At 42.2% G+C, this 24,242-nt stretch carries 18 protein-coding genes; 14 read left to right on the top strand and 4 right to left on the bottom strand.

The window, feature by feature from the left end; all coding sequences use genetic code 11:
* Nucleotides 1-134 precede the first annotated feature (134 nt).
* From LGO15_RS07615 to LGO15_RS07655, 9 genes are all read left to right on the top strand, one after another.
* The gene (locus LGO15_RS07615) at nt 135-1,709 is read left to right on the top strand and encodes a peptide chain release factor 3 (protein ID WP_209437909.1); all 1,575 of its coding nucleotides are present in this window, start codon (nt 135-137) and stop codon (nt 1,707-1,709) included.
* A gap of 459 nt (nt 1,710-2,168) precedes the next feature.
* Nucleotides 2,169-3,566, top strand: coding sequence for a Na+/H+ antiporter NhaC (gene nhaC, locus LGO15_RS07620; protein WP_226087237.1), 1,398 nt, complete (start codon nt 2,169-2,171; stop codon nt 3,564-3,566).
* 1,021 nt (nt 3,567-4,587) lie between these two features.
* On the top strand, nt 4,588-7,851 hold the full coding sequence (locus LGO15_RS07625; RefSeq protein WP_226087238.1) for an efflux RND transporter permease subunit: 3,264 nt from the start codon (nt 4,588-4,590) through the stop codon (nt 7,849-7,851).
* A gap of 193 nt (nt 7,852-8,044) precedes the next feature.
* The gene (locus LGO15_RS07630; protein ID WP_226087239.1) at nt 8,045-9,142 is read left to right on the top strand and encodes an SDR family oxidoreductase; all 1,098 of its coding nucleotides are present in this window, start codon (nt 8,045-8,047) and stop codon (nt 9,140-9,142) included.
* 28 nt (nt 9,143-9,170) lie between these two features.
* Nucleotides 9,171-10,718: an aldehyde dehydrogenase family protein gene (locus LGO15_RS07635; RefSeq protein ID WP_226087240.1), complete on the top strand. Its 1,548-nt coding sequence runs from the start codon at nt 9,171-9,173 to the stop codon at nt 10,716-10,718.
* A gap of 280 nt (nt 10,719-10,998) precedes the next feature.
* Nucleotides 10,999-11,433, top strand: a complete 435-nt coding sequence (locus tag LGO15_RS07640) for a hypothetical protein (RefSeq protein ID WP_226087846.1) — start codon at nt 10,999-11,001, stop codon at nt 11,431-11,433.
* Between the two features lie 193 nt (nt 11,434-11,626).
* Entirely contained in the window at nt 11,627-12,802 is a 1,176-nt protein-coding gene (locus tag LGO15_RS07645; protein ID WP_226087241.1) for a DUF5667 domain-containing protein, read from the top strand.
* 119 nt (nt 12,803-12,921) lie between these two features.
* The gene (gene sigI / locus LGO15_RS07650; RefSeq protein ID WP_167831956.1) at nt 12,922-13,668 is read left to right on the top strand and encodes an RNA polymerase sigma factor SigI; all 747 of its coding nucleotides are present in this window, start codon (nt 12,922-12,924) and stop codon (nt 13,666-13,668) included.
* On the top strand, nt 13,665-14,744 hold the full coding sequence (locus LGO15_RS07655) for an anti-sigma factor domain-containing protein (RefSeq protein WP_226087242.1): 1,080 nt from the start codon (nt 13,665-13,667) through the stop codon (nt 14,742-14,744). Before sigI ends, LGO15_RS07655 begins: the two co-directional genes overlap by 4 nt.
* A 102-nt stretch (nt 14,745-14,846) precedes the next feature.
* Here the strand turns inward: LGO15_RS07655 and LGO15_RS07660 are convergent, their stop codons facing one another.
* On the bottom strand, nt 14,847-15,047 hold the full coding sequence (locus LGO15_RS07660; protein ID WP_167831954.1) for an alpha/beta-type small acid-soluble spore protein: 201 nt from the start codon (nt 15,045-15,047) through the stop codon (nt 14,847-14,849).
* Nucleotides 15,048-15,287: 240 nt separating this feature from the next.
* Between LGO15_RS07660 and LGO15_RS07665 the strand changes: the two genes are divergently transcribed.
* Nucleotides 15,288-16,643: a TrkH family potassium uptake protein gene (locus LGO15_RS07665; protein WP_167831953.1), complete on the top strand. Its 1,356-nt coding sequence runs from the start codon at nt 15,288-15,290 to the stop codon at nt 16,641-16,643.
* Nucleotides 16,644-16,717: 74 nt separating this feature from the next.
* Here the strand turns inward: LGO15_RS07665 and LGO15_RS07670 are convergent, their stop codons facing one another.
* The gene (locus LGO15_RS07670; RefSeq protein WP_167831952.1) at nt 16,718-17,065 is read right to left on the bottom strand and encodes a DUF3905 domain-containing protein; all 348 of its coding nucleotides are present in this window, start codon (nt 17,063-17,065) and stop codon (nt 16,718-16,720) included.
* A 138-nt stretch (nt 17,066-17,203) separates the two neighbouring features.
* On the opposite strand from LGO15_RS07670, the gene LGO15_RS07675 reads away from it, so the two are divergent.
* Together LGO15_RS07675 and LGO15_RS07680 are read left to right on the top strand one after the other, a co-directional pair.
* Nucleotides 17,204-17,365, top strand: a complete 162-nt coding sequence (locus tag LGO15_RS07675) for a hypothetical protein (protein WP_023615140.1) — start codon at nt 17,204-17,206, stop codon at nt 17,363-17,365.
* Nucleotides 17,365-17,508, top strand: coding sequence for a hypothetical protein (locus LGO15_RS07680; RefSeq protein ID WP_226087243.1), 144 nt, complete (start codon nt 17,365-17,367; stop codon nt 17,506-17,508). The genes LGO15_RS07675 and LGO15_RS07680 overlap by 1 nt, the downstream gene beginning before the upstream one ends.
* Nucleotides 17,509-17,539: 31 nt before the next feature.
* On the opposite strand, the gene LGO15_RS07685 is transcribed toward LGO15_RS07680, so the two are convergent.
* Together LGO15_RS07685 and LGO15_RS07690 are read right to left on the bottom strand one after the other, a co-directional pair.
* Nucleotides 17,540-19,300 carry a B12-binding domain-containing radical SAM protein gene (locus LGO15_RS07685; RefSeq protein WP_226087244.1) on the bottom strand — a complete coding sequence of 587 codons (1,761 nt, stop codon included), beginning with the start codon at nt 19,298-19,300 and terminating at the stop codon, nt 17,540-17,542.
* A gap of 172 nt (nt 19,301-19,472) precedes the next feature.
* Nucleotides 19,473-20,516: an acyltransferase family protein gene (locus LGO15_RS07690; RefSeq protein WP_226087245.1), complete on the bottom strand. Its 1,044-nt coding sequence runs from the start codon at nt 20,514-20,516 to the stop codon at nt 19,473-19,475.
* A gap of 318 nt (nt 20,517-20,834) precedes the next feature.
* On the opposite strand from LGO15_RS07690, the gene LGO15_RS07695 reads away from it, so the two are divergent.
* Both LGO15_RS07695 and LGO15_RS07700 read left to right on the top strand, forming a co-directional pair.
* Nucleotides 20,835-21,848: a 2-oxoacid:acceptor oxidoreductase family protein gene (locus LGO15_RS07695; RefSeq protein ID WP_226087246.1), complete on the top strand. Its 1,014-nt coding sequence runs from the start codon at nt 20,835-20,837 to the stop codon at nt 21,846-21,848.
* Nucleotides 21,848-24,142 (top strand): thiamine pyrophosphate-dependent enzyme, encoded by a 2,295-nt coding sequence (locus LGO15_RS07700; protein ID WP_226087247.1) that lies wholly within the window; start codon nt 21,848-21,850, stop codon nt 24,140-24,142. The genes LGO15_RS07695 and LGO15_RS07700 overlap by 1 nt, the downstream gene beginning before the upstream one ends.
* The last annotated feature ends 100 nt before the right edge of the window (nt 24,143-24,242 follow it).

Consider the following 24,242-nt stretch of genomic DNA (forward strand, 5'->3'; position numbering starts at 1 on the left):
AGACGTTTCGGTCCGCCCAATGAAGTCAAAGAGCGACTTCATTGGTCGGCCTTCCAACGCTTGTCGGGGCTGACCAAGGCGCTTGCGCTTTTCTATGAGGATTTTCGCTTTAAACAGAAAGGAAACATATAATCATGAAAAAATTAAGAGATGAAGTACAATCGCGAAGAACATTCGCGATTATTTCCCACCCGGATGCCGGGAAAACGACGCTTACGGAGAAATTGCTGTTATTCGGCGGTGCTATCCGAGATGCTGGTACGGTAAAAGCAAAGAAGACAGGGAAGTTCGCGACGAGTGACTGGATGGAAATCGAGAAGCAGCGTGGAATTTCCGTAACCTCCAGTGTCATGCAATTTGATTATGATGGCTTCAAGGTCAATATCCTTGATACACCAGGCCACCAGGATTTTTCTGAGGATACCTATAGAACATTAACTGCGGTCGACAGTGCCGTGATGATCATAGACTCCGCAAAGGGTATTGAGGACCAGACTCTAAAGCTTTTTAAAGTTTGCCGCATGAGAGGAATTCCAATCTTCACTTTCATCAACAAGCTTGACCGCCAGGGGAAAGCGCCACTGGAACTTTTGGCTGAATTGGAAGAAGTGCTTGGAATTGAATCCTATCCAATGAACTGGCCAATCGGCATGGGCAAGGAGTTCCTCGGCATCTATGACCGATTCAACAAACGGATCGAGCAATTCCGTGTAGATGAAGACCATCGCTTTATTCCATTGAATGAAGAAGGCGAAATAGCTGGAGACCATTCTATGAAAGAGTCTTCATTGTATGACCAGACATTAGAGGAAATCATGCTCTTGGATGAGGCAGGCAATGAATTTTCCAAGGAACGGATTGCCGATGGAACATTGACACCGGTATTTTTCGGAAGCGCCCTGACGACTTTCGGTGTCCAAACATTCCTTGACTCTTACCTGCAATTTGCTCCGAAGCCACAGCCAAGGAATTCTACTGCAGGAGAAATTGATCCGGAATCAGAGGAGTTTTCTGGATTCATCTTTAAAATCCAGGCGAATATGAACCCTGCCCACCGCGATAGAATTGCATTTTTGCGAATTTGCTCTGGAAAGTTTGAGCGAGGGATGACCGTTCAGCTTAGCCGTACAGGAAAAGTGATGAAACTTGCGCAATCAACACAGTTCATGGCCGATGATCGCAGTACCGTCGAGGAAGCTGTAGCAGGTGACATCATCGGGCTATACGATCCAGGCACATACCAGATTGGCGATACGATCGTTTCCGGCAAGGAAGGATTCCAATATGAAAGGCTTCCTCAGTTCACTCCAGAACTTTTCGTGAGGGTTTCTGCCAAGAACGTCATGAAACAAAAGCATTTCCATAAAGGAATTCAGCAGCTTGTCCAGGAAGGTGCCATCCAGCTATTCAAGACTTTGAAGACGGAAGAGTATCTTCTTGGCGCTGTTGGCCAGCTTCAATTCGAAGTATTCGAAGCAAGGATGCGCAATGAATATAATGTAGAAGTCCTGATGGAAAGACAGGGTTCGAAGATTGCCCGCTGGATTGAAGGCGACGATGTCAACGAAAACCTGTCCAGCTCAAGAAGCCTTCTTGTGACGGACCGTTATGACAAAAAAGTATTCCTGTTCGAGAATGAGTTTGCCTTAAGATGGTTCCAGGACAAGAACCCAGAAGTAAAACTTTATAATCCTATGGATGCTTCATAAAAGCTTGAGCCGGCATTTAAATGTCGGCTCTTTTTATTTGTTTGTTTCGAACAAGTGATTCGACAGATTAAAACTTATTCGTAAATGGCGGATATTATATAAAGTCAGGGAAGAACACAGCAAATTTTTCAATTGAAGTGTAATATCTATTGACATTTGCCACAACAGATACTATATTAATATTATTCTATAATGCTTTTATGCATAAAAGCGTTTAAGTGAAAAAGTAAAAGTTCGGTGCTGGCAGAAACTAGTAGAGTCCCCATGAGCAGCAAAAAGAAACTGGATGGTTGCTGAAAATCCAGGCAATGGCTGATTCGAATTACACCTGTCTCGAATAGGCGCTGTTAATGAAGTGGGCAGATGCATTGTTTGCCAATTAGGGTGGTACCGCGGAGCTCCTTCGTCCCTAGACTATATGGAGCTTTTTGTATTTTACTTCTAATTGGGGGAATCATCATGTTAAATCAAAGCCAATCCATTAAATTGAGAACTTCAGAGGCAGCAGCCGTCATAATCTTGCTCCTAGCGGGAATAGGTTATGGCATGATTAAACGGGAGTTAATGCCACATATTCCGGTAATGACCGGGATCGGCTCTTTGATCATTTATGGACTGTTGAAAAAAATCAAGATGTCTGAGCTTGAACAAAGTATGATTGACGGTGCAAAGGCTGGACTCGGTGCGGTAATGATTTTCTTCTTTATAGGGATGCTGGTCAGCAGCTGGATGGCTGCCGGAACCATCCCTACATTGATATATTTCGCATTTGAGTTAGTGACTGGAAAATGGTTTTATGCGATCGTCTTTATCGTCACATCTGTTATTGGGTTGAGCATTGGCAGTTCACTGACAACCTCAGCGGTAATCGGTGTTGCGTTCATCGCGGTCAGTGAAACACTTGGCTTCTCATTGGCAATAACAGCTGGTGCGGTAGTTTCGGGTGCATTCCTTGGCGATAAAATGTCACCGCTCTCGGATACAACGGTCCTGGCGTCTTCTACGGTGAAGGTTGATCTATTTGATCATATAAAGAACATGTCATGGACAACGGTACCTGCATTCTTTATTTCACTTATTTTGTTTGCCTCAATGTCACCAGAACTGAGTTCAGCGGACTTTACTAAGCTGCAAACCTTGCAGAATACACTTGCAGAGATGAATCTTATACACTGGTACTCGCTCATTCCGCTGGCAATCCTGGCGATTCTTGCTTTGAAGAAAGTATCTTCTATACTGACACTTGGAGCAGGAACTCTTGCAGCCATGATCATCAGCTTGGTGGTTGTTCAGCAAAAGGACTGGGGAACACTTCCGGGAATTTTATACACTGGATATGTTTCTGAGAGTGGTAATGAACAGTTGGATTCTCTGTTGTCCCGCGGCGGCATGGAGAGCATGTTCTTTTCAGTATCGCTGGTACTACTAGCCTTAAGCATGGGGGGATTGCTGTTCAAGCTTGGCGTTCTTCCTGCTCTGTTGCAAGGACTTGCCGGCAGTTTGGAAAAGGTACCGGTCCTGATTGGATCTTCAGCTTTGTCTGCGATTGGAGTAAACTTTTTGATTGGAGAGCAATACCTTTCGATTATATTGACTGGCAATACATTTGAGGGCCATTTTGAAAAAGCCGGGCTGCATCCGAAAAATTTGTCCCGGGTTCTTGAGGATGCCGGCACAGTACTAAATCCACTCGTTCCCTGGAGCGTGTGCGGTGTATTCCTTTCAAGCGTCCTTGGAGTCAGCACATTGGAGTACGTACCATTTGCGTTCTTTTGTTTGCTCTCACCGGTATTGACGCTGGCAGCAGGATTTACTGGAATAACCTTATCGAAGACAGGGAAAAATGCGGTGGCATAAGCTGCCGCTTTTTTTGTTGTTTTCGTAATGTAAATTATGTGCCCGAACTCGGGGGCAAAGCAGAAAACCGGGAACATAAACGGAATATATGTGCCCGAACTCGATGGAAGAGCAGGAAACCGGGAACATAAACGGAATATATGTGCCCGAACCCACTTGCAAAGCAGAAAACCGGAAACATAAACGGAATATATGTGCCCGAACTCGATGGCAGAGCAGAAAACCGGGAACATAAACGGATTATATGTGCCCGAACTCGCTGGCAAAGCAGAAAACCGGGAACATAAACGGATTATATGTGCCCGAACTCGGTGGCAAAACAGAAAACGGGGAACATAAAAGGGACATATGTGCCCGAACTCACTGGCAGAGCAGGAAACCGGGAACATAAACGGAATATATGTGCCCGAACCCACTTGCAAAGCAGAAAACCGGAAACATAAACGGAATATATGTGCCCGAACCCGGGGGCAAAGCAGAAAACCGGGAACATAAAAGGGATATTTGTGCCCGAACTCGATGGCAGAGCAGAAAACCGGGAACATAAACGGAATATATGTGCCCGAACCCGCTGGCAAAGCAGAAAACCGGGAACATAAACGGATTATATGTGCCCGAACTCGGTGGCAAAACAGAAAACGGGGAACATAAAAGGGACATATGTGCCCGAACCCGCTGGCAAAGCAGAAAACGGGGAACATAAGTGGAATATATATGCCCGAACTCGATGGCAGAGCAGAAAACCGGGAACATAAGTGGAATATAAATGCCCGAACAGCTTTGTTCCGGGACATGATCTTTTAGTGGAGATAGATGATTATTTAAAACGTCTAAAATTTTCATTAATCAATGGTTTCATTTAAAATGAAAGGTATGTTTACGGGAAACAACTGTTAAAAATTGTTCTTTTTAATTGCATACTGGATAGTTGAATTATCCACCGTGCTTCACTATATTTAGGATGGTAGAGTAATAACCGTCCGGTCAGTCATTGTGTTTTATCGCCGAAAGGAGTTCGTATATGAAAATCAGTAATTTTTCAATCAGAAGACCTGTTTTTACATTAGTGACCATGTTTTTGGTCCTGATTCTCGGGGTTGTTTCATTAATGAGGATTCCTCTGAAACTGATTCCGGATATAAATCCTCCTGTTGGGGTCGTTGTGACCAATTATCAGGGAGCGAGTCCACAGGAAGTAGTCGAAAAGGTTACAAAGCCACTTGAGGCTAATCTCGCTACTCTCCCAGGAATCAAGACGATGACATCGACATCGCAGGAGGGTGCCAACCTGATCCTGATGCAGTTTTCCTGGACAACCAATATTGACGATATCCAGGATGAGGTCATACAAAGGCTTGATATGACACCGATCCCAGACGACGCGAATAAGCCAAGATTCATGAAGTTTGATCCGTCTCAATTTCCAGTCATTCAGTTATCATTAAGCTCAGACCAGGATGAATCTGCACTAAGGGAGCTGGCAGAAGAACTGGAGTTGGAGCTCACAAAGGTTGATGGAGTGGCAAGTGTCAATTTATCCGGTACATCCATCCAGGAAGTGAGGGTGGAACTCGACCAGGAGAAGTTGAAGGAGTACAAGCTAAGTCAATCAGATGTTGTCGACCTGATCAGGGCTAACGATGTATCGATGCCTGGTGACACGATTTTGACGGATGGCAAGGAACTGACGACCAGAATCATCAGCACTTTGGATTCATTGGATACGTTAAAGAATCTGACTGTATTCAATAATCCTGTGACAAAGCAAAAGGTCACACTTGAGGACGTTGGTAAAGTTGAACTTCAAAAGCAGGATGATAATACCATTACTAGGACGAATCAATCTCCCTCTGTTCTACTGAGTGTACTCCAGCAATCTGATGCTAACACTGCAGAGGTTTCTGAGACTTTTCTTGAAGAATTGGAGGCTTTGCTGGAAAGGGATAAATACTCCGGTATAAAGTCGGAAGTTCTCTTTGACCAGGGTGATTATATCAAAATGGCGATTGGCAATATTTCAAATTCCCTGATTGTCGGGGGATTGCTTGCGATGGCCGTTCTTTTCTTCTTCCTGAGAAATGTAAAGAGTCCGCTAATCATTGGGATTGCGATTCCATATTCAGTCATCTTTACCTTTGTATTAATGTTCTTTGCAGATTTCACTTTGAATATCATGACGCTTGGCGGACTGGCTCTTGGAATAGGGATGCTAGTTGATAATGCCATAGTCGTCATTGAAAATATCTATCGCCATCTTTCAATGGGCAAGGATCCGAAAACAGCCGCCAGGGATGGAGCCAAGGAGGTAGGAGCGGCCATTACAGCTTCTACTTTAACGACTGTTGCTGTATTTTTGCCGGTCGTATTCATTTCCGGTATTATCGGCGAGTTGTTTACTGAGTTTGCATTGACCATTTCTTTTAGTTTATTTGCTTCGTTAGTAGTAGCATTGACCGTCGTCCCAATGTTGGCCAGCAGGCTGTTGAAGGCGCCAAAGAAAAACATGGAAACAAGAAGGCAGAGATCTGGATCGATGAGAGGATTGGAAAAATCGATCAGGTGGGCGCTCCGCCACCGTTTCATTGTCATTCTGATTACTTTGCTGATGCTCGCCGGAGGCGGTTATGGTGTGACAACCGTAGGAACTCAGTTTATTCCTCCTACTGATGAGGGGTTCTTCAGCATCAGGGTGAATCTCGAAAATGGAGCGGCTCTTTCAGAAACTCAAAAAGTCATGACAGCACTCGAAGATAAATTGAAAGATGAAGAGGATGTCGACGTTTATGTAAGCTTGATCGGCACTACTCAAGAGGCTTCATTCAGGGGCACGACGAATGCTAATGTTGGGGAACTGTATGTGAAAATGGATGAGCTTGAAGAACGTGAAATCAGTACCTTCCAGTTTGTCGATGATGTAAAAAAAGAATTGGAACAGGCTGCTGTGAGTGCAAACAGCAGTGCTGAACTAAATTTTAATATGCAGTCCACATCCGGTTCGGCTCCAAACACGCTTACTTTCAATGTCCGGGATTCCAGTGAAAAGCGGCTGAATGAATCAGTTGATTCAATATATAATTCACTCCGGGAACTTGAAGATGTCAATGAACTGACCACTAGCCAGAATGAAACGGTCGAGGAAATCCAGATTACAGTGGATAGAGAAAAGGCACTCGCCCAGGGACTTGCACCAGCTCAGATTGCCATGGTCGTCAACAACGTGACCAGAGGGGATATGGCCACGCAAATGCCAGGGAATGATGGTGAAATTCTTGGTGTATATGTGGAATATGACAGTGATGTCACGCAAAATATCGATAAGCTGAAACAGCTTTTAATCAAAAAGCCTGATGGAAACTATGTCACTCTTGGACAGGTGGCAAATATTGAAACAGGCAGCGGTCCTGTCAAAATTCAGAGGATCAATCAGCAGGGTGCAGTTGAATTCACGATGAAATACAAATCCTCAACGAACCTTGGCGATATATCCAAAAAGGTTGATGAAAAGATCGAAGAACTTGACCTGCCCGAGGAAACGGAAGTTGTCTTCAGTGGAGACAGGGAATTGCTCGAGTCTTCAATTGATGATCTTGTTTTGGCGTTCGTGCTGGCGATCATCTTGATCTATCTGGTCATGGCGGCTCAGTTCGAGTCATTGAAGTATCCATTTGTCATCATGTTCACAGTTCCTTTAATGGTTATTGGTGTTGCGCTGGCACTGACGGCAACGGGTACACCAGTCAGCTTGACTGTGGTTATCGGTATCATCGTTCTTGCTGGTATCGTTGTTAACAATGCGATCGTGATCGTCGACTATATTAACCAGAAGAAAGAGCGTGGCTTGATTCCGCATGAAGCGATAGTTCTATCAGTTAAAGACAGGGCAAGACCTATCCTGATGACCGCATTGACGACTATCCTTGGACTTCTACCGCTAGCCCTTGGTGTAGGAGAAGGGACAGAAATCAATCAGCCAATGGGAATTACGGTCATTGGCGGCCTGATCAGCAGCACCTTCCTGACGCTGTTTGTCATTCCAGTGGTCTATAGTTTCTTTGATAAGGATTATCGAAGAAGAAATAAAATGTATGCAACCCCGGATGGCCATCTGGTTCCAGCCTACCTGTTAAAGGAGCATACAGAGTCGGGTTATACCGAAGTTGAAGAAAGACAGACATCCTTCCAAAAGGGGAAATATTCGAAAGAAGAAATGGCAGGAATGTTAGAAGAGCTTCTTGAACTCATAAAAGAAGATGAAGATTCAAATAATGATTTAAGAAGAAGATAATATGAAGATGCCTGGCGATGCTGATATGCCAGGCATCTTTCATTTTTTGAGAACAGCTACTTTACAAATATTAACGACCATCAAGGAAAGTGGTACGTGTTAACTCTATTATTTTCTGAATAGTCAGGAAAGTTATTGCGAATGTAAGCGCTTATCGTTAAAATATAGCTAATTAACGTTGAGGAGGACATTCATGGAGTACGGATACTTTTTTACAGGATTTCCGGGATTCATCAGCAATCAATTGATTCGAGAAGTTTTGCGTAAAAATGAGGGCAATGGAAAGGTTCATGTACTTGTATTGCCTAATATGATAGATCAGGCAAATACTGAGAGAGCAGCGATCATCCAGGAGTACAGTCTTTCTGAGAGTCAGTTTGAGATCATCAGAGGGGACATTACTGCTATTGGTCTGGCTATTGATCCAGAAATACAAGCGCGACTCGAAAGAGAAGTGACACATGTTTTTCATCTGGCAGCCATCTACGACCTGGCAGTGCCAAAAGAAATTGCCTATCGTGTCAATGTAAAGGGTACCGGGAACGTCAATGAATGGACGCAGACCCTTAAAAATATCCGGCGATATACGTACTTCAGCACTGCTTTTGTTGCCGGCAAACGGGAAGGGATCTTGTACGAGAATGAACTAATCAAGCCATCTGGTTTTAAAAATTTTTACGAAGAAACTAAATATGAAGCAGAAGTGCTTGTAGAGGCATTGAAATCTAAGGTTCCTGTGACAATCATTCGACCAGGGATTGTTAAAGGACATTCAAGAACAGGAGAAACCATCAAGTTTGATGGCCCTTATTTTATCATGAATTTCATAGACCGTCTTAGCTTCTTGCCATTCTTGCCAAAGCTTGGAAAGGGCGAGAGTGTTGTCAATCTGGTGCCGGTGGATTATATTATTGAAGCCACAACCTATTTGACATTTGCTGATAAGGGAGCAGGAAAAACATATCATCTTACAGACCCTAAACCTTATAAGGTATCTGAGCTTTACGCGATGATGATGTATGAATTAATGAAAAAGCAGCCAAAAGGAGCCGTTCCGCTAGCTTTGGCAAAAGGAGGACTCAATTTCAAGGTGCTCAGGAGGTATCTTGGAGTTGAAAAGGAAGCACTTGATTACTTTACATGGAAGGGGAATTTCGATTCTTCCCAGTCACAGGAGGACTTAAAAGACTCCGGAATAAGATGCCCGGATTTCAAGGAAGGTATAACTGCCATGGCGGCTTTCTACCAAGAGAATAAACATAAAAGGCAATTCCAGATCAATATATCTTAATTTTAATGATTTTGGCAGGTGAATGAACATGCACTCAGTTAAAGACGTACAAAAGATGTCTGTTGTGGCACCAGCGACTGGAGAGGTTATAGCTGAAATTGAAGAGACGCATGTCCAGGAAATTCCGTTCTTCTACCAGAGAGCGAAGGATGGTTTTGAGTATTGGAGCAGCATGGCCATTTCTGAGCGTACTAGGTACTTGAAGAGACTGAAGAAGCTGATGGTCGATGAAATGGACCAAATCGCTAAAGTAATTTCAGATGATACCGGAAAGGTGTTGACAGAGTCAATAGTGGCCGATATCATGCCGACTCTTGATGCAATCGATCATATTATCAGACATGCGGAAAAGGTATTAAGCAGGAAAAAGGTAAAAACACCATTATTGCTCTTCGGGAAAAAATCCTTTATTGAATATATGCCACGTGGTGTTGTCCTTGTTATTTCTCCATGGAATTACCCGCTTCAGCTTGCGATGGTTCCGATGATCAGTGCACTTGCAGGAGGTAATGCAGTTATTTTAAAACCATCGGAAGTTACTCCGCTTGTCGGAAAATGCATCGAGGACTTGTTCAAGCGTTCCGGCTTTCCGGAAGGAACAGTCCAGGTCGCACATGGCGGAAAAGAAGTAGGTGCTGCTTTTACGGCGGGTAAGCCAGATTATATTTTTTTTACAGGCTCAGTCAGGACAGGTAAAATCATTCAGCAGCAGGCAGCGAAAGATTTGATACCTACGACCTTGGAGCTTGGCGGGAAAGACCCGATGATTGTATTTGAGGATGCAAACATCGACAGAGCGGTAAAAGGAGCCGTCTGGGGTGCATTTACCAATAGCGGCCAGGTTTGCATGAGTGCTGAGCGATTATATGTTGAACGATCCATTTATGGCAAGTTCCTTGAGAAGTTGAAAAAAGAAGTCAATTCCCTACAACAAGGGAATGATATCAATGCAGATGTCGGATCCATGACGTTCCCTGGTCAGAAAGATGTTGTGAAAGCTCAACTGGATGAAGCACTTGAGCGGGGAGCGAAATTAGAGACAGGGTTGAAGCCTTCTGACTGGAAGGGTGACATGTTTTTGCCGCTGACAGTCGTCACTGAAGTGGAACAGGATATGAAAATCATTCAGGAAGAATCTTTTGGTCCATTGCTTCCTGTTGTCCCATTTGATACGGAAGAAGAAGCAATTACCTATGCTAATGGAACTGTATTCGGTCTGAATGCCAGTGTCTGGACCAAAGATAAAGCGAAGGCTCACCGTGTCGCTTCCAGACTTGTGTCCGGAGCTGTTGTCATCAATGATGTCCTCATCACTGTGGCAAACCACGGTCTGCCGTTTGGAGGAACAAAGGAGAGCGGCATAGGCAGGTATCACTCTGAGGCGGGATTAAGGATTTTTTGTCATGAAAAAGCTATCATGGAAGACATGGGTATCATGAAATCCGAAATACAATGGTATCCCTATAAAGGCAAATATCCGTTATTCCTGAATTTATTCAAAAGCTATTTTTCCGAAAAAAGAGACTGGTTCACTTTTGTGAAAAACTATATCGCTCTTTTAAAAAATAATAAATAATCATTAGCCGTTCCGGTTTAGGGACGGTTTTATTTATATGGAAGAAATTAGTGTATTAATATAAAGAATATGAATTATATTTAACAATTAACTGGAAAAATGATAATTTGAAGTACAATTTGGACAATCTAAAACAAGTAGCAAGATGCAGAGGTTTTTATAAGATGTGTTCCTTTTGACAACGTGGAAACCTGGGGACTCATAAAAGCACTAATACTATGACTAAAGGATGAAACGTGACGTGGCGATTAAAAAGAACTTAACCAAATTGGAAGCGGTAATGTGGAGCATCGCACTGCCAGGGTTTGCTCAGTTGCTGACTGGAAACCTTGTTAAGGGAATCTTGTTTGTCCTACTCGAGTTCCTTGTTAATGTGAATAGTAATTTTAACAAAGGAATCATGTACAGTTTCCTTGGGGAGACAGAAAAGGCAATGCATGTCCTGGACTATCAGTGGCTGATGTTTTATCCATGTTTATATATGTTCGCCATGTGGGATGCGTATAGAAGCGTCATGCCTGAGGAGGAAAAGATCACCTTTCTGCCTTTTGCATTTTCTGCCTATTTTGTCACTGTCGGCTTGATGATATCACCAAAGGTTAAATTATTTGGCCTATTTCCAGGACCCGTATTCCTTCCAATGCTTTTTGTCATTCCAGGAGTGCTCACAGGATTCCTAATCAGGAAGATATTACTAAAGTTTTATTATGATTAAGTTATAATTAAGCATTTTTTTCGCTAAAATTCGTTGTATTACCATATATAACAACAATTTTTTACCCTTCAGTCATATACTTGGCTGAAGCTTTTTTATTTTTTTTGAAAAAACCCCCATAACAAAGTTAGCGCATACGTAACTTTGTAGTGATTAAAGCGGCCGCTCCAAAAACTTACGAGGTGAATTGAGAATGAAGAAACTTTCTAACCAAGAGATGAAAAAAATTGCCAAGAGTACATTGGCATTAGTGCTTGCTGGAACATTTGCTTTTTCGCCAGTCGCAATGGCAGAAGAGAACAATTCTGAGATCGAAACTGTGGAATTGCAAAATGTCAGCCCAGAAGAGATTGAAGAAGCTAAGACACAGGTCGACGAGCTTGAAGAAACGAATCCATCTTTGATTCCTGGTGACTTCTTCTACTTTGCGAAAATTGCTTTGGAGAAAATAAGGCTCGCTTTTACATTTGATAATGCGAAAGAAGCAGAATTGCTTGCTACATATGCGTCAGAACGCCTTCAAGAGGCGGGAGCTTTGTTCGCTGAAGGGAAAGAAGAAGAAGCCCTTCAAGTAATCGAGGCTGCTGTTCAATACATGGAAAACTCACAGGACATTGTGGATGAAGAAAGTAATAAGGAAGAGGATGCTGAAGAAGGATCAGAATTGGAAGAAGAGGCAACCTCTGACGAAGGAACAGAAGAAACGGAACTAGAAGAAACAGATACAGAAGAGTCAACTGAAGATGGTGAGGAGCCTGCCGATGATGTAGTCGCTGAAGAGCCAAGTGATGAGGCAGAAGGTTCTGAAGATGAAGTTGTAACCGAAGATCCTTTCGATCAGATTGAAGGAATGCTTAGACAAAATATCATTGCATTGAAAGCGGCTATGGAACATGTTGGCAATGACAATGCAAGAGCGCAGCTTCAAAAAAATATTGACAAGACATACGCAAAGATGGCTAAAAAGTTGGCTAAATTAGAGGAAAAGTATGCTGAGAAGCCAGGTGAGGAAGAAGAAGAAACAACTGAACCAGTCGAATTAGAACCAATTGTTGAGCCAGATCTACTCCCTGCAGATGAAACACCTGTTGTTGAGGAACCTGCAGCTGAAACAATGCCTGTAAATGACGACGCAACAGCAGTACCAGTTGTATCTCCAAAAGTAGAAAAAGAAAAAGCGAAACAAGAGCGTAAAGCACAGAAAGCTGCTGAAAAGCAATTACGTAAGGAAGCCCAGCAGCAAAAGAAAGAAGAAAAACAACAGTCTAAAAAGGATAAAAAAGAAGACAAAAAATCAAATAAAAATGAAAACAAGGGCAATGGGAAAGACAACGGCCAAGGTAACGGAAAAGGTAACGATAAAAATTAATTCATAATGAACAATAGACTCGAAAAGGTAGCCAAATATGGCTATCTTTTCACTGCCTAACCACAGAACGAGAAATTGACAGGCTGTGATATAATGTGGTGAGGAAAGAGGTGAGGCTATTGCTAAGTTTATTGTTCATGGCGAAGAAAAAGCGCAGACCGCTGGAAGAAACAGTAGAAAAAATCCATCAGGGGGATGCTGCTTTAAGAGAAGAATTAATTGATTCTTATAAGCCATTTATCGCGAAGACTGTCTCGTCTGTCTGCAAGAGATACATACATGAATCGGACGATGAATTTAGCATTGGTCTCATCGCTTTCAATGAGGCAATCCAAAAATATTCATCTGAAAAAGGCAATTCACTATTAAGCTTTGCAGAAGTCATGATTAAGCGGAGAGTCATTGATTATATCCGTCAGCAGAGCCGGAATCAAAATCTCAGCTTCCATATATCGAATGATCCAAATGAGGAAGAACAGCAGAGATCGACAATTGAAGATGAACTTTCTCTCGATGATTTCCGAAAAAAGACAGAACAGGAAATCAGAAGAGAAGAAATCATCCAATTCCAAGATGTACTAAAAGAATTTGATTTGTCTTTCCAGGATCTGCTTGAGCAGTCTCCTAAACATGCAGATGCCCGTAAAAACGCAATGCTTGTTGCAAAATCAATGGTAGAGAACGAGGAACTAAAGAATTTGCTTCTAGATAAAAAGCGGCTGCCAATCAAGCAACTGGAAGACATGGTCAAAGTAAGCAGAAAAACCATAGAGAGAAACAGGAAATATATTATTGCAATTGCACTTATATTAATTGGGGATTATGTCTATTTAAAGGATTATATAAAAGGGGTGTTAGAGACATGAGAAAAGGGGTTATCCTCGAAATCAATGATCTTTACCTAACATTGTTGACCCCCGAAGGCGAATTTTTGCGGGCCAGAAAGCTTCAACAAGATTATCAGGTAGGAGAAGAAATTCATTTTTTTCCAGAAACGCAAGCAGTTAAAAAGAAGAAGTTCAATCTATCGTTCTTAAATAGCTTCAAGACAAGGACCATTATACTCGCAGCGACGATAATGCTTATCATGACTGCGCTTGTTCCGGCATATCAAAACAACCAGGTATATGCGTATATGTCCATCGATGTGAATCCGAGCATTGAGTTGGCAGTCAACGATGATTTAAAAGTCCTGCGTTTGAAAGGCTACAATCCTGAAGGGGAAGAAATCATTGGGGAAATAAAGGATTGGAAAAAGAAAGATGCGGCCAAGGTCGCAGAGATGATCCTAGCGGAAATCGAGGAAGATGGATTTTTTAAAGAAATAAATGATGTAGTCATCGCGACAGTTCATAATAAGAAGGCGAAGGAATCTGTTGATCGGGAATTAGAACAGAAGATTTATGAAATTAAAACTTCTGCACTAGATGAAGACCTGAATTTCAAGGTTTTGGAAGCAACTAGTGAAGATAGGGAGAAGGCAAGAAAGCAGGGAATCACAACTGGTATATATAAAGAAAAACAAAAGCCGAAACCTGTTGCAACCCCGGTTGATAAAGGCAAAAACACCAAGAAAGAGCCTGGGAAGAAAGAAGGTCCTGCACCTTCTGTTGCTCCACAGCCAGAAAAGAAGGTACCGCCTGGCCAGTTAAAGAAAAATGATCCTGAGAGTGAAAACGGGAAACCGAAACAAGAAAAACCGTCTGTCCCTGAGCAAAGCAAAGGAACTAACAATAACGATAATAACAATCGAGGCCAGGGCAATAACAAGCATTCTGATACAGGCAATAAGCCTAACAAAAATAATGCTCATAACGGAAAACAATATAAAAATGATCATAAGCCCAATTCACAAAAAAGGCCTGATGAAAACAACAGGGGCCAATCAGGTAAAAAACAAGCCAATCAGGGTCAAGATAAAGGTAATAATGGTAAAAAATAGTCAATTATTAAAAGTCCGGAATCCAATCCGGACTTTTTTCCATGTTCATATTCAATTGTTTGGGCCTTAATGGACAACCTAAATATAGGCGCAAGTTCAGAGTTATTGTTGGCCTTTTCCTGAAAGTTGTGCCTGTGCCTGTTGAACTAGGCGTTTTGTGATCTCCCCGCCAACTGAACCGTTTGCTCTGGAAACTGTATCGGAACCAAGGCTAACCCCGAATTCCTGAGCAATCTCATATTTTACCTGGTCCATGAATTGTTCAACTCCAGGTACAAGTAATTTATTTGAATTTCGAGCCATTGTTTTCATCTCCTTTTGTAGTATACAGAGAGAGTTTCTCTGTAATGTTAGTTTGAACAAAACTTGAAAGTTCATGAATGGTAATCTTTTATCCTTTTGGATAATGTTTACCGCGAGGCCAAGTTGAAAGTAAACTTGGAAGAATATGATGCAACGTTGATTGCAAGAAAGTACTTTATTATTCAGATGATATTCTTTATCATAGGTATGTATATGAATGAGGGCTGAAAGGAAGCAATTATGTGGATTAATATAAGAAGAAGATTAGACAAATTATCACCTGCGCAAATTATCGTAGCGTACTATTTAATAGCGGTAATTGTCTCGATGAGCTTATTAAGTTTGCCTGTTGCCATCCAGCCCGGGGCTAAATGGACGTTCATGGATGCATTATTCACTGCAGCAAGTGCCGTGAGTGTTACCGGGCTCTCGGTCATAACCGTCCGCGATACTTTTACTGTACCTGGCATTTTCATTCTCATGTTTGTTCTGCAATTCGGCGGTATTGGTGTGATGGCACTGGGTACATTTTTCTGGTTGATCATCCGTAAGAAAATCGGCCTTAAAGAACGCAGATTGATTATGATGGACCAGAATCAGACTTCAATGGCAGGCCTTGTGAAGCTCTTGAAAGAAATTCTTGTGATCATTGTCATTATTGAATTAATAGGAGCATTGCTATTAGGGTTATATTTCTTAAAATACTATCCTACATGGCAAGAAGCTTTTCTCCACGGTTTGTTTTCATCCGTTAGTGCTACGACCAATGGGGGTTTTGATATAACAGGAGCCTCTCTGATTCCGTATGCACAGGATTATTTTGTGATTACCATCAATATATTGCTGATCACTCTCGGTGCTATTGGATTCCCTGTTTTAGTTGAACTGAAGAGTTTCCTTTTCAGGAAGAAAAAAAGTCGTCCGTTTCGTTTCACCTTATTCCTCAAGATTACGACTCTTACGTTCCTTGGTCTCCTGATTTTTGGGACCGTAGCCATTTGGGCATTGGAGTATAATCATTTCTTATCCGATAAATCATTGTTGGATTCATTCTTCTATGCTTTTTTTCAGTCCACCACAACTAGAAGTGGGGGATTGGCGACAATGGACGTAAATGATTTTACTGATCCTACGTTATTCCTGATGGCGGCATTGATGTTTATCGGTGCGTCACCAAGCTCTGTTGGGGGAGGAATCCGAACAACCACTTTTGCGTTAAACCTCTTGTTCCTTTACCACTTTGCAAGGGGGAGAAGGGCAATCAAAATATTCAATAGAGAATTGCATCAGGATGATATAATCAAGTCATTGGTTGTTTCCATCATGGCTGTTCTTATTTGTTTCTTTGCTGTCCTTATTTTGATGGTGACAGAAAATCAGGCGTTATTGGCAATCATTTTTGAAGTCGCATCAGCCTTTGGAACAACGGGGCTATCCATGGGAATTACACCAGAGCTCTCGAATATAGGGAAAATGGTCCTGATTATCCTGATGTTCATCGGAAGGGTGGGAGTTATCTCCTTCCTGTTGATTATTGGCGGAAAAACAGAGAAAGAAGCCATTCATTATCCACAAGAACGAGTGATCATAGGTTAAAGATAAAAAATCCGGGAGATCCCGGATTTTTTTGTGCACTTTAAACATTAATCAGCTTATGAAGACGAGGTACGCTAGTCCTGGCCTTTGCTTACATCTTTTGTTGGATGCATGAAGGGATAGGCCTGCGGCTTTCTCTTTTCCTCCAGCAGCTCTCTGTTTTCCGCTGTGTTCCAGCCGATATCGTTAGTAGGATGAACCCATTCATCCCCAGCCATGACAGCAGGATCTGTCTCTTCAGTCCAATTTTCAAGAGGGGAGTTTTCCGATGCGTACAGGCTGTCTCCAATGATGACACCATGCTCATTTTTAAAAGGCGCCTTCATTTCAATGCCAGTGTCTTTGAAGCTAGGAGCGTTGATTTGGTGAGGTAAGGTATCCTCAATATCCAATGGTTTTAGCTCTCGTTCTTTTTTCTCCATTTCAGCTCCTCCTTTTTTGAGCTTATTTTTTGTTTCATTTAATTTTTTATCAGGAAATCCTTTTTGTAAAATTAGGTAATCAAATCAGTACATAGCTAATCTTTTATTGATAAAAATAAGAGTATGGAGGTGGTTAGAATGGCTAAACGGAAGGCAGAAAGAAATGCTTTGGCTAAATATACAAACACACCTAAGAAAAACCTTCAGGAGAGCGAATTCTCTGCAGAGTTTGCCCACGGTGAAGATCCTGGGAAATTTGCTAACAGAAATTCAAAGCAAGGCAGGAAAGGAAGATCGTAATGAAAAAGCATGAAGGCCGGCACCAAAAACCTTTGAATGTTGAATTTGGCATGGAATTTGGCGATATCAATGCTGGTAAACTATATGAACATCCTTTTAACAGCAAAAAGGCGAAAAATAGAGCTGGAAAAGACTGTAAATAAAAAATGAGTAAAAATAAAAAGCCGGCTGAAATTAAGCCGGCTTTACATCTTCCATTTTAAAAGTGAAAAACTGAGGACGATTCAATTTTGAATCGAAATATACAAGCATATAAGAAGGGGAGTGCATGATTTCTCCATCTTCGATAAACTTCTCCAAGTCAATAGTGATATCCTCAAGCAGAGTGTGTTTATATAATTCCTTTTCACTAATATTCATCGCGGAGTACTGATTGCCAAGGACGTCAGGTTTCTGGATGATCCCACGGTATATTTCAGAACGATCCTGCTTGTCCAAGCTTAGCTCCCACCATGGCTTTCTTGGCTTGTGTTTCATGCTGGCCAAGTAATCATACTTCATCAAACTTTCAATAGCTTCCAGATCTTCCACACCTTTTTCCTGTAGGAAGTTGAAAAGTCTTTTGAATAAGTCCTCTAGCTGATGGCCAATCCGGGACCATCCTTTTGTCTCCCAATAAGAGCCGAAGTCCTGGAAGAAATCAAATGGTGAAGGAAATACCTTTGTGACCAGATACTCAACGGTACGATCCATTCGGTGATCATTCCAGTATTTTTCCAAAACGTCTTCAACCTGTTTTATTTTTATGATGTCATTGAAATCAAGGACATTATTTCCGAGAATTTCATATGGAGAATGATCCATGTACACATAATCATGCTGTTCAGCCCTCAGTCTCAAACCAGTCCCTCTGAGCATCTTCAAGAATCCAAGCTGCAATTCTTCCGGACGCATGGCAAATACATCATTAAATGTTTTTTTGAATGATTGATAATCTTCTTCTGGCAATCCGGCAATTAAATCAAGATGCTGATCAATCTTACCGCCATCCTTTACCATGGTTACAGTGCGTTTCAACTTATCGAAATTCTGTTTCCTCATGACCAACTCATTTGTGTAATCATTAGTTGATTGGACCCCGATTTCAAAACGGAATAAACCGGCAGGTGCTTCATCGTTCAAGAATTGAATGACCTCAGGTCGCATGATATCAGCTGTGATTTCAAACTGGAACACTGTGCCAGGCAGATGCTCATCGATCAGGAAACGAAACATTTCCATTGCATAGCTTCGGCTGATATTGAACGTCCTGTCGACGAATTTGATTGTTTTCGCACCATTTGCCATTAAATAACGGATATCTTCCTTGATTTTCTCCCTGTCGAAATAGCGGACCCCGACTTCAATGGAAGACAAGCAAAATTGGCAGCTGAATGGGCAGCCGCGGCTTGTTTCGAGATAGGTTACCCTTTTAGAAAGATGGGGGAGGTCTTCTTCGAAACGATATGGGGACGGAAGCTCCTTTAAATCCAGCTTATTCTGCTGCGGATTCATAGAGATGCTTTCGCCTTTTCGATAGGCTATTCCAGGTACTTCCGTAAAATCTGCTCCCGAAGCTACTGCGGTAAGAAGCTGCTTGAAGGTCTGTTCACCTTCACCAATGACGATGAAATCAAATTCCGGAACTTCCCTCATCCATTCAAGGACATCATAAGTAACCTCAGGGCCGCCTGCGACAATTTTTATGTCAGGATTGATTTTTTTAATCATCTTGATGACTTTGATACTCTCTTCAATATTCCAGATGTAGCAGCTGAATCCAATAACATCAGGCTGTTTTTGAATCAAGTCTGACACAATATTGATCACAGGATCCTTGATGGTATACTCAACAAGATTTACGTCAAACTCAGGCTGGGCATATGCCTTAAGATACCTGATCGCAAGGTTTGTGTGTATATATTTCGCGTTAAGCGTTGTTAAAACAATATTCATTGATAAAATCTCCTTTATAAAAATCCAGCAGCAAATCAACTTTAAATTATATCTCAGTTTGGACAAAAAAGACAGGTGGAATTCAATAGGAGAATAAGGAAAAGAGGCTATCAAAAAGGAAAAAATAGTCCTTTTTGACAGCCTCTCCAAATTTCCATCCTCAGCCATGGGTTCACTGGCTTGTAAGTTTCCGACGATAGAAGCGAAGTATAGCATTAAACCTTAACTTTAGCTGGCTAATCCGTGAGGTTTTGAATTCGATCAGCGGTTGTGCGATGGCTGCTGCGTACTTGCTGGACAATAGGAAGGTCAGCAGCAAGGCGATGACCGCCAGCAAAAGGATTCGTTCAGGACTATGGAAGAAGTCCTGGACTTCACTTTCCCGGAAGGTTCGTACAAAAAAACCATGCAGCAGATAGACGTATAGAGTATTTTTGCCAAGGTCTGTAAAGAAGTATTGTTTCTTCGGGACAATGGTCAAGAAGCTGAACACCATCAGCAGGCTTAATAAATAAAAGCCCAATCGTGTGAACATGCTTGCTATTGAAGCAGCTTCCATCAATGAGTATGGTTTGGAACCCAGCAGCCATTTATAGTCTATATATGGGTTAAAATAGAAACCTAAAAATACAAGAGCAAAGGTTACCAATGCTCCAGCCTTGAAGGCGGGCCTTGTCAATGTGCTAATATGGTCCTTCGTCAAGTGGTACCCAATCAGGAACAATGGAAAGAACACAAAGGTCCTTGATAGGCTCAAGTAGTTGGAGATCCAATCTACATAGCCGACACCCAACCCCATTCCAAAGGCAACCAACAACCCAATAGGTGCGTTAAGCTTTGAGAAGCCAATCAGCATGATGTTCCAGCAGAACAGACTGATTAAGAACCATAGGGACCAGTGCGGATTTAGCGGATCCATCGTAAAAGTAGACTTACTGTACAGGAAATAATAGAAAATAGAATAGATCAGCTGAAAGATGAAGTAAGGCAGTATTAATTTTTTGGCAATTTTCATCACATAGCCTTTTTTATTGAACCCCCTTGCGAAAAATCCGGAAACAAGGATGAAGGCAGGCATATGGAATGTATAAATGACTTTATAAAGATTATAGATCATTTCATTGTCTTCAATGAACGAGCGCAAAAGATGGCCAAATACGACGAAAAAAATCAAGATGAACTTGGCATTGTCAAAGTAGTAATCTCGTTGTTTCATATTTCCTCCCTTAATTAGAGACCCCCAAAATACTAACCCTTTTCTACCCTTCTATGGATAAAGTCAAACCAGGCTAATTGCTCTAAATTAAGGAACCAATTCCTGAATTTGGTTCTGTACTATCACAATTCTCTTTCTGTTATATAAAAGATTTTTCATTATAACATACGGGCTAGATTAAAAATTTCTGGGCGTGTTTCAATAAAAAAGTTGTAATGTTTGATTTATGTCACAGCTTAAATTCCTTTAAGTCTATAAAATATTATTGGGGAATGTTTTATGTCAATTACCTTATCAACCAAATTGGGGAGGGAGATTATGTCTATCTTACCGAAGAAAAATGAATTAGGCTTTTATGAGATAAGACTTGAATCGATTGGAGGACTTGGCGCGAACCTGGCAGGAAAGATGCTTGCTGAAGCAGGTGTCCTGGGTCTGGGATTGAACGGTTCCAACTTTTCTTCTTATGGATCGGAGAAAAAAGGATCACCGGTAAAAAGCTTTGTCCGTTTCTGTGAACCAGAAACCGAAATCAGGATCCACAGTCCGATAGAAGAGCCGCATGTGGTCGGTGTATTCCATGAAGCGCTTTATAAAATGGTCGATGTAGTTAGCGGGTTGCGCCCTGACGGGATCCTGCTGGTGAATTCAACGAGAGATTTCGATGACATTAAAAAAGATCTTCATCTAGAGCACGGAACACTGGCAATTGTCGATGCACTTTCGATTGCTGTCGAGGAAAAAACAAAAGTAAATACTGCGATGCTTGGTGCATTGTACCGCATTCTTGATTTCCTAGATCCTGAAGCGATGAAAAATGTTATCCGCAAAACGTTTGAGAAAAAATATCCTCATTTAGTGGAGCCGAACATCAGGACATTCGAGCGAGGCTACAATGAAGTTCAATTTAAAACTTACGCACCTGAAGATGGCGCAAAAGGCAAGAAATTCGAGCGTCCTATGCCGCTTCTTGGTTACCAGACACAGGAAATCGGCGGTGTGATCACAGCTCAGGCAAACAGTCTCCTGAAGGACCTGAGCGGTTCGAGACAGGGATTCCTGCCAAAATTCAACCAGCAGGAATGCATCAACTGCGCTGCATGTGATACTGCATGTCCTGATTATTGCTTCGTTTGGGAAGAAGGAGAAGATAAACGCGGCAGAAAGCAAATGTTCCTTAAAGGAATCGATTATCAATATTGCAAAGGCTGCCTGAAGTGTGTTGAGGCATGTCCAACTACTGCGTTGAGTGATCTGAGGGAAATGATCGGCTATGCCGAGGAAAATCAAGTAAAACATAACTATCCTTATGTGACAGGAGGGGTTTCTTAATGTCCGTTCTTGAAGAAAACGTAAAGAAGATGAGTAAAGCAGAACAGGTGACAACCTTTGAATCCGGAAATGAAATGGCGGCTATGGCAGCAGCTCAGATTAATTATCATATCATGGGCTACTTCCCGATTACCCCTTCTACAGAAGTTGCGCAATATCTCGATATGATGAAATCGAGAGGTGAACATGATATCAAATTGATTCCCGCTGATGGAGAACATGGTTCCGCAGGTATCTGTTACGGTGCAGCGGCAACCGGAGCCCGAGTATTCAACGCGACCAGCGCGAACGGCTTGATGTATATGCTAGAGCAGCTTCCTGTCCAATCAGGTACACGTTATCCAATGGTCCTTAACCTGGTAACTCGTTCTATAAGCGGGCCGCTGGATATCCGCGGTGACCATTCCGACTTGTATTTTGCATTAAATACAGGGTGGGTGATTCTGACCGCCAGGACACCACAGGCTGTTTACGATATGAACATCATGGCACTGAAGATTGCGGAACACTCTGATGTGCGCCTTCCTGTCATGGTTGCGTATGATGGATTCTTTACATCCCACCAAAAGCGTAAAGTGAACTATTTTAAAGACCGGGCTGTAGTTCAGAGATTTGTTGGGGAGGCACCGACTGAATATAATTTTGCCAGGGATCCAAAGAAGCCATTGACTATTGGAGCCCATATGAATGGCGACGACTTGATGAACAACCACTTCCAGCAATCAGAAGCGATTTACAAAGCGAAGAATGTTTATAAAGAAGTAGCTGCAGAATATGCTAAATTATCAGGACGCAACTATGATATCCTGGATCTTTATCAAATGGAGGATGCGGACGTAGCTCTGTTCCTGCTGAACTCAGCTGCCGAGTCAGCCAAGGATGTTGTTGACAAGCTTAGGGAAAAGGGAATCAAAGCCGGTGTGATCAGTCCAAATATCATCCGCCCATTCCCTGCGCAGGAAATCAGGGAAGCATTGCAGAATGTTAAGTCTCTTCTTGTAGGTGAGCGTGCGGATTCCTATGGAGGACACGGTCCTAACCTGACACACGAAATTAAATCTGCTCTCCAGGAGGACCGGGAAAATACGACTATCGTCCAGAGCCGGGTGTTTGGACTCGGCGGTAAAGACTTCTATGCAGATGATGCTGAAGCTTTCTTCAACATGGCAATTGATGCAATGGAAAAAGGATACGCAGAAAAGCCGTTCGACTACTATGGACATGTTGCAGGAGAACCTGATAAGGCATTGAAGCAGGTCATAGAGCCACAGCATGGTGATGTCTATAAGTCAGGGTTGATTCAGGTAACAAGAGATGAAGAGAAGAATAAATTGAATGTCAAAATTCCTCCTTTAAGAGCTTTGACTTCCAAACCGAAACGAATTGCCTCTGGTCATGGTGCATGCCCTGGCTGCGGTATCTTTGGCGGATTGGAGCTGTTCTTTAAAGGAATTGAGGGAGATCTCGTCATTCTTTTCCAAACTGGTTGTGCATACGTCGTGACAACAGCTTATCCTCACACATCCCATAAGCAGACGACGATCCATAATTTGTTCCAGAATGGAGCGGCAACATTATCAGGAACGCTTGAAGCATTCCTTGAACTGAAACGAAGAGGCGAAATCGAAGTGTCTGCAGATGCAACCTTCGTAATGGTGACCGGTGATGGCGGAATGGACATCGGAATGGGATCGGCGATTGGTACAGCGCTTCGCGGCCACAAGCTGATCATGCTTGAATATGATAATGAGGGTTATATGAATACAGGTTCACAGCTGTCCTACTCCACTCCTTTCGGACACATGACGAGCACTTCAAACGTAGGAAAGGCACAAAAGGGTAAGGCGTTCCATCATAAGGATACAGCCCAGATCATGGCATCTACCAATATCCCTTATGTTTTCACTGGAACAGAAGCCTTCCCACAGGACCTAGTGAAGAAGGCTGCGAAGGCACAATGGTATGCGCAAAATGTGGGTACAGTTTACGGCAAGCTTTTAATCACATGTCCGCTGAACTGGAAATCAGAGGACCGATTTGGCCAGACAATTGTCGAAGCAGCAGTGAACTCAAACTTCTTCCCACTATATGAGGTGGAACAAGGAATTACAAATATCACTTACGATCCGGAAGCGAAAAATAAGAAAATTCCGTTGACAGACTGGTTGAAGTATATGGGTAAAACCAAGCATTTATTGAAAGAAGAAAATAAAGACATGCTTGTGGAATTTGAAGAAGAAGTCGAAAAAAGATGGCAGCGCCTAAAAGCCAAGCACGAGAACGAATATCTATAAAATAAAGAGAAGCCAGTGGCCTGGCTTCTCTTTTTGTCTTTGTCCGCTTAGCAGGCATAGATAATACTGTCCATTTGAAGAACTCAGCAGGAAAAATAGA

The organism is Mesobacillus sp. S13, from assembly GCF_020422885.1.
Lineage (GTDB): Bacteria > Bacillota > Bacilli > Bacillales > Cytobacillaceae > Mesobacillus > Mesobacillus selenatarsenatis_A.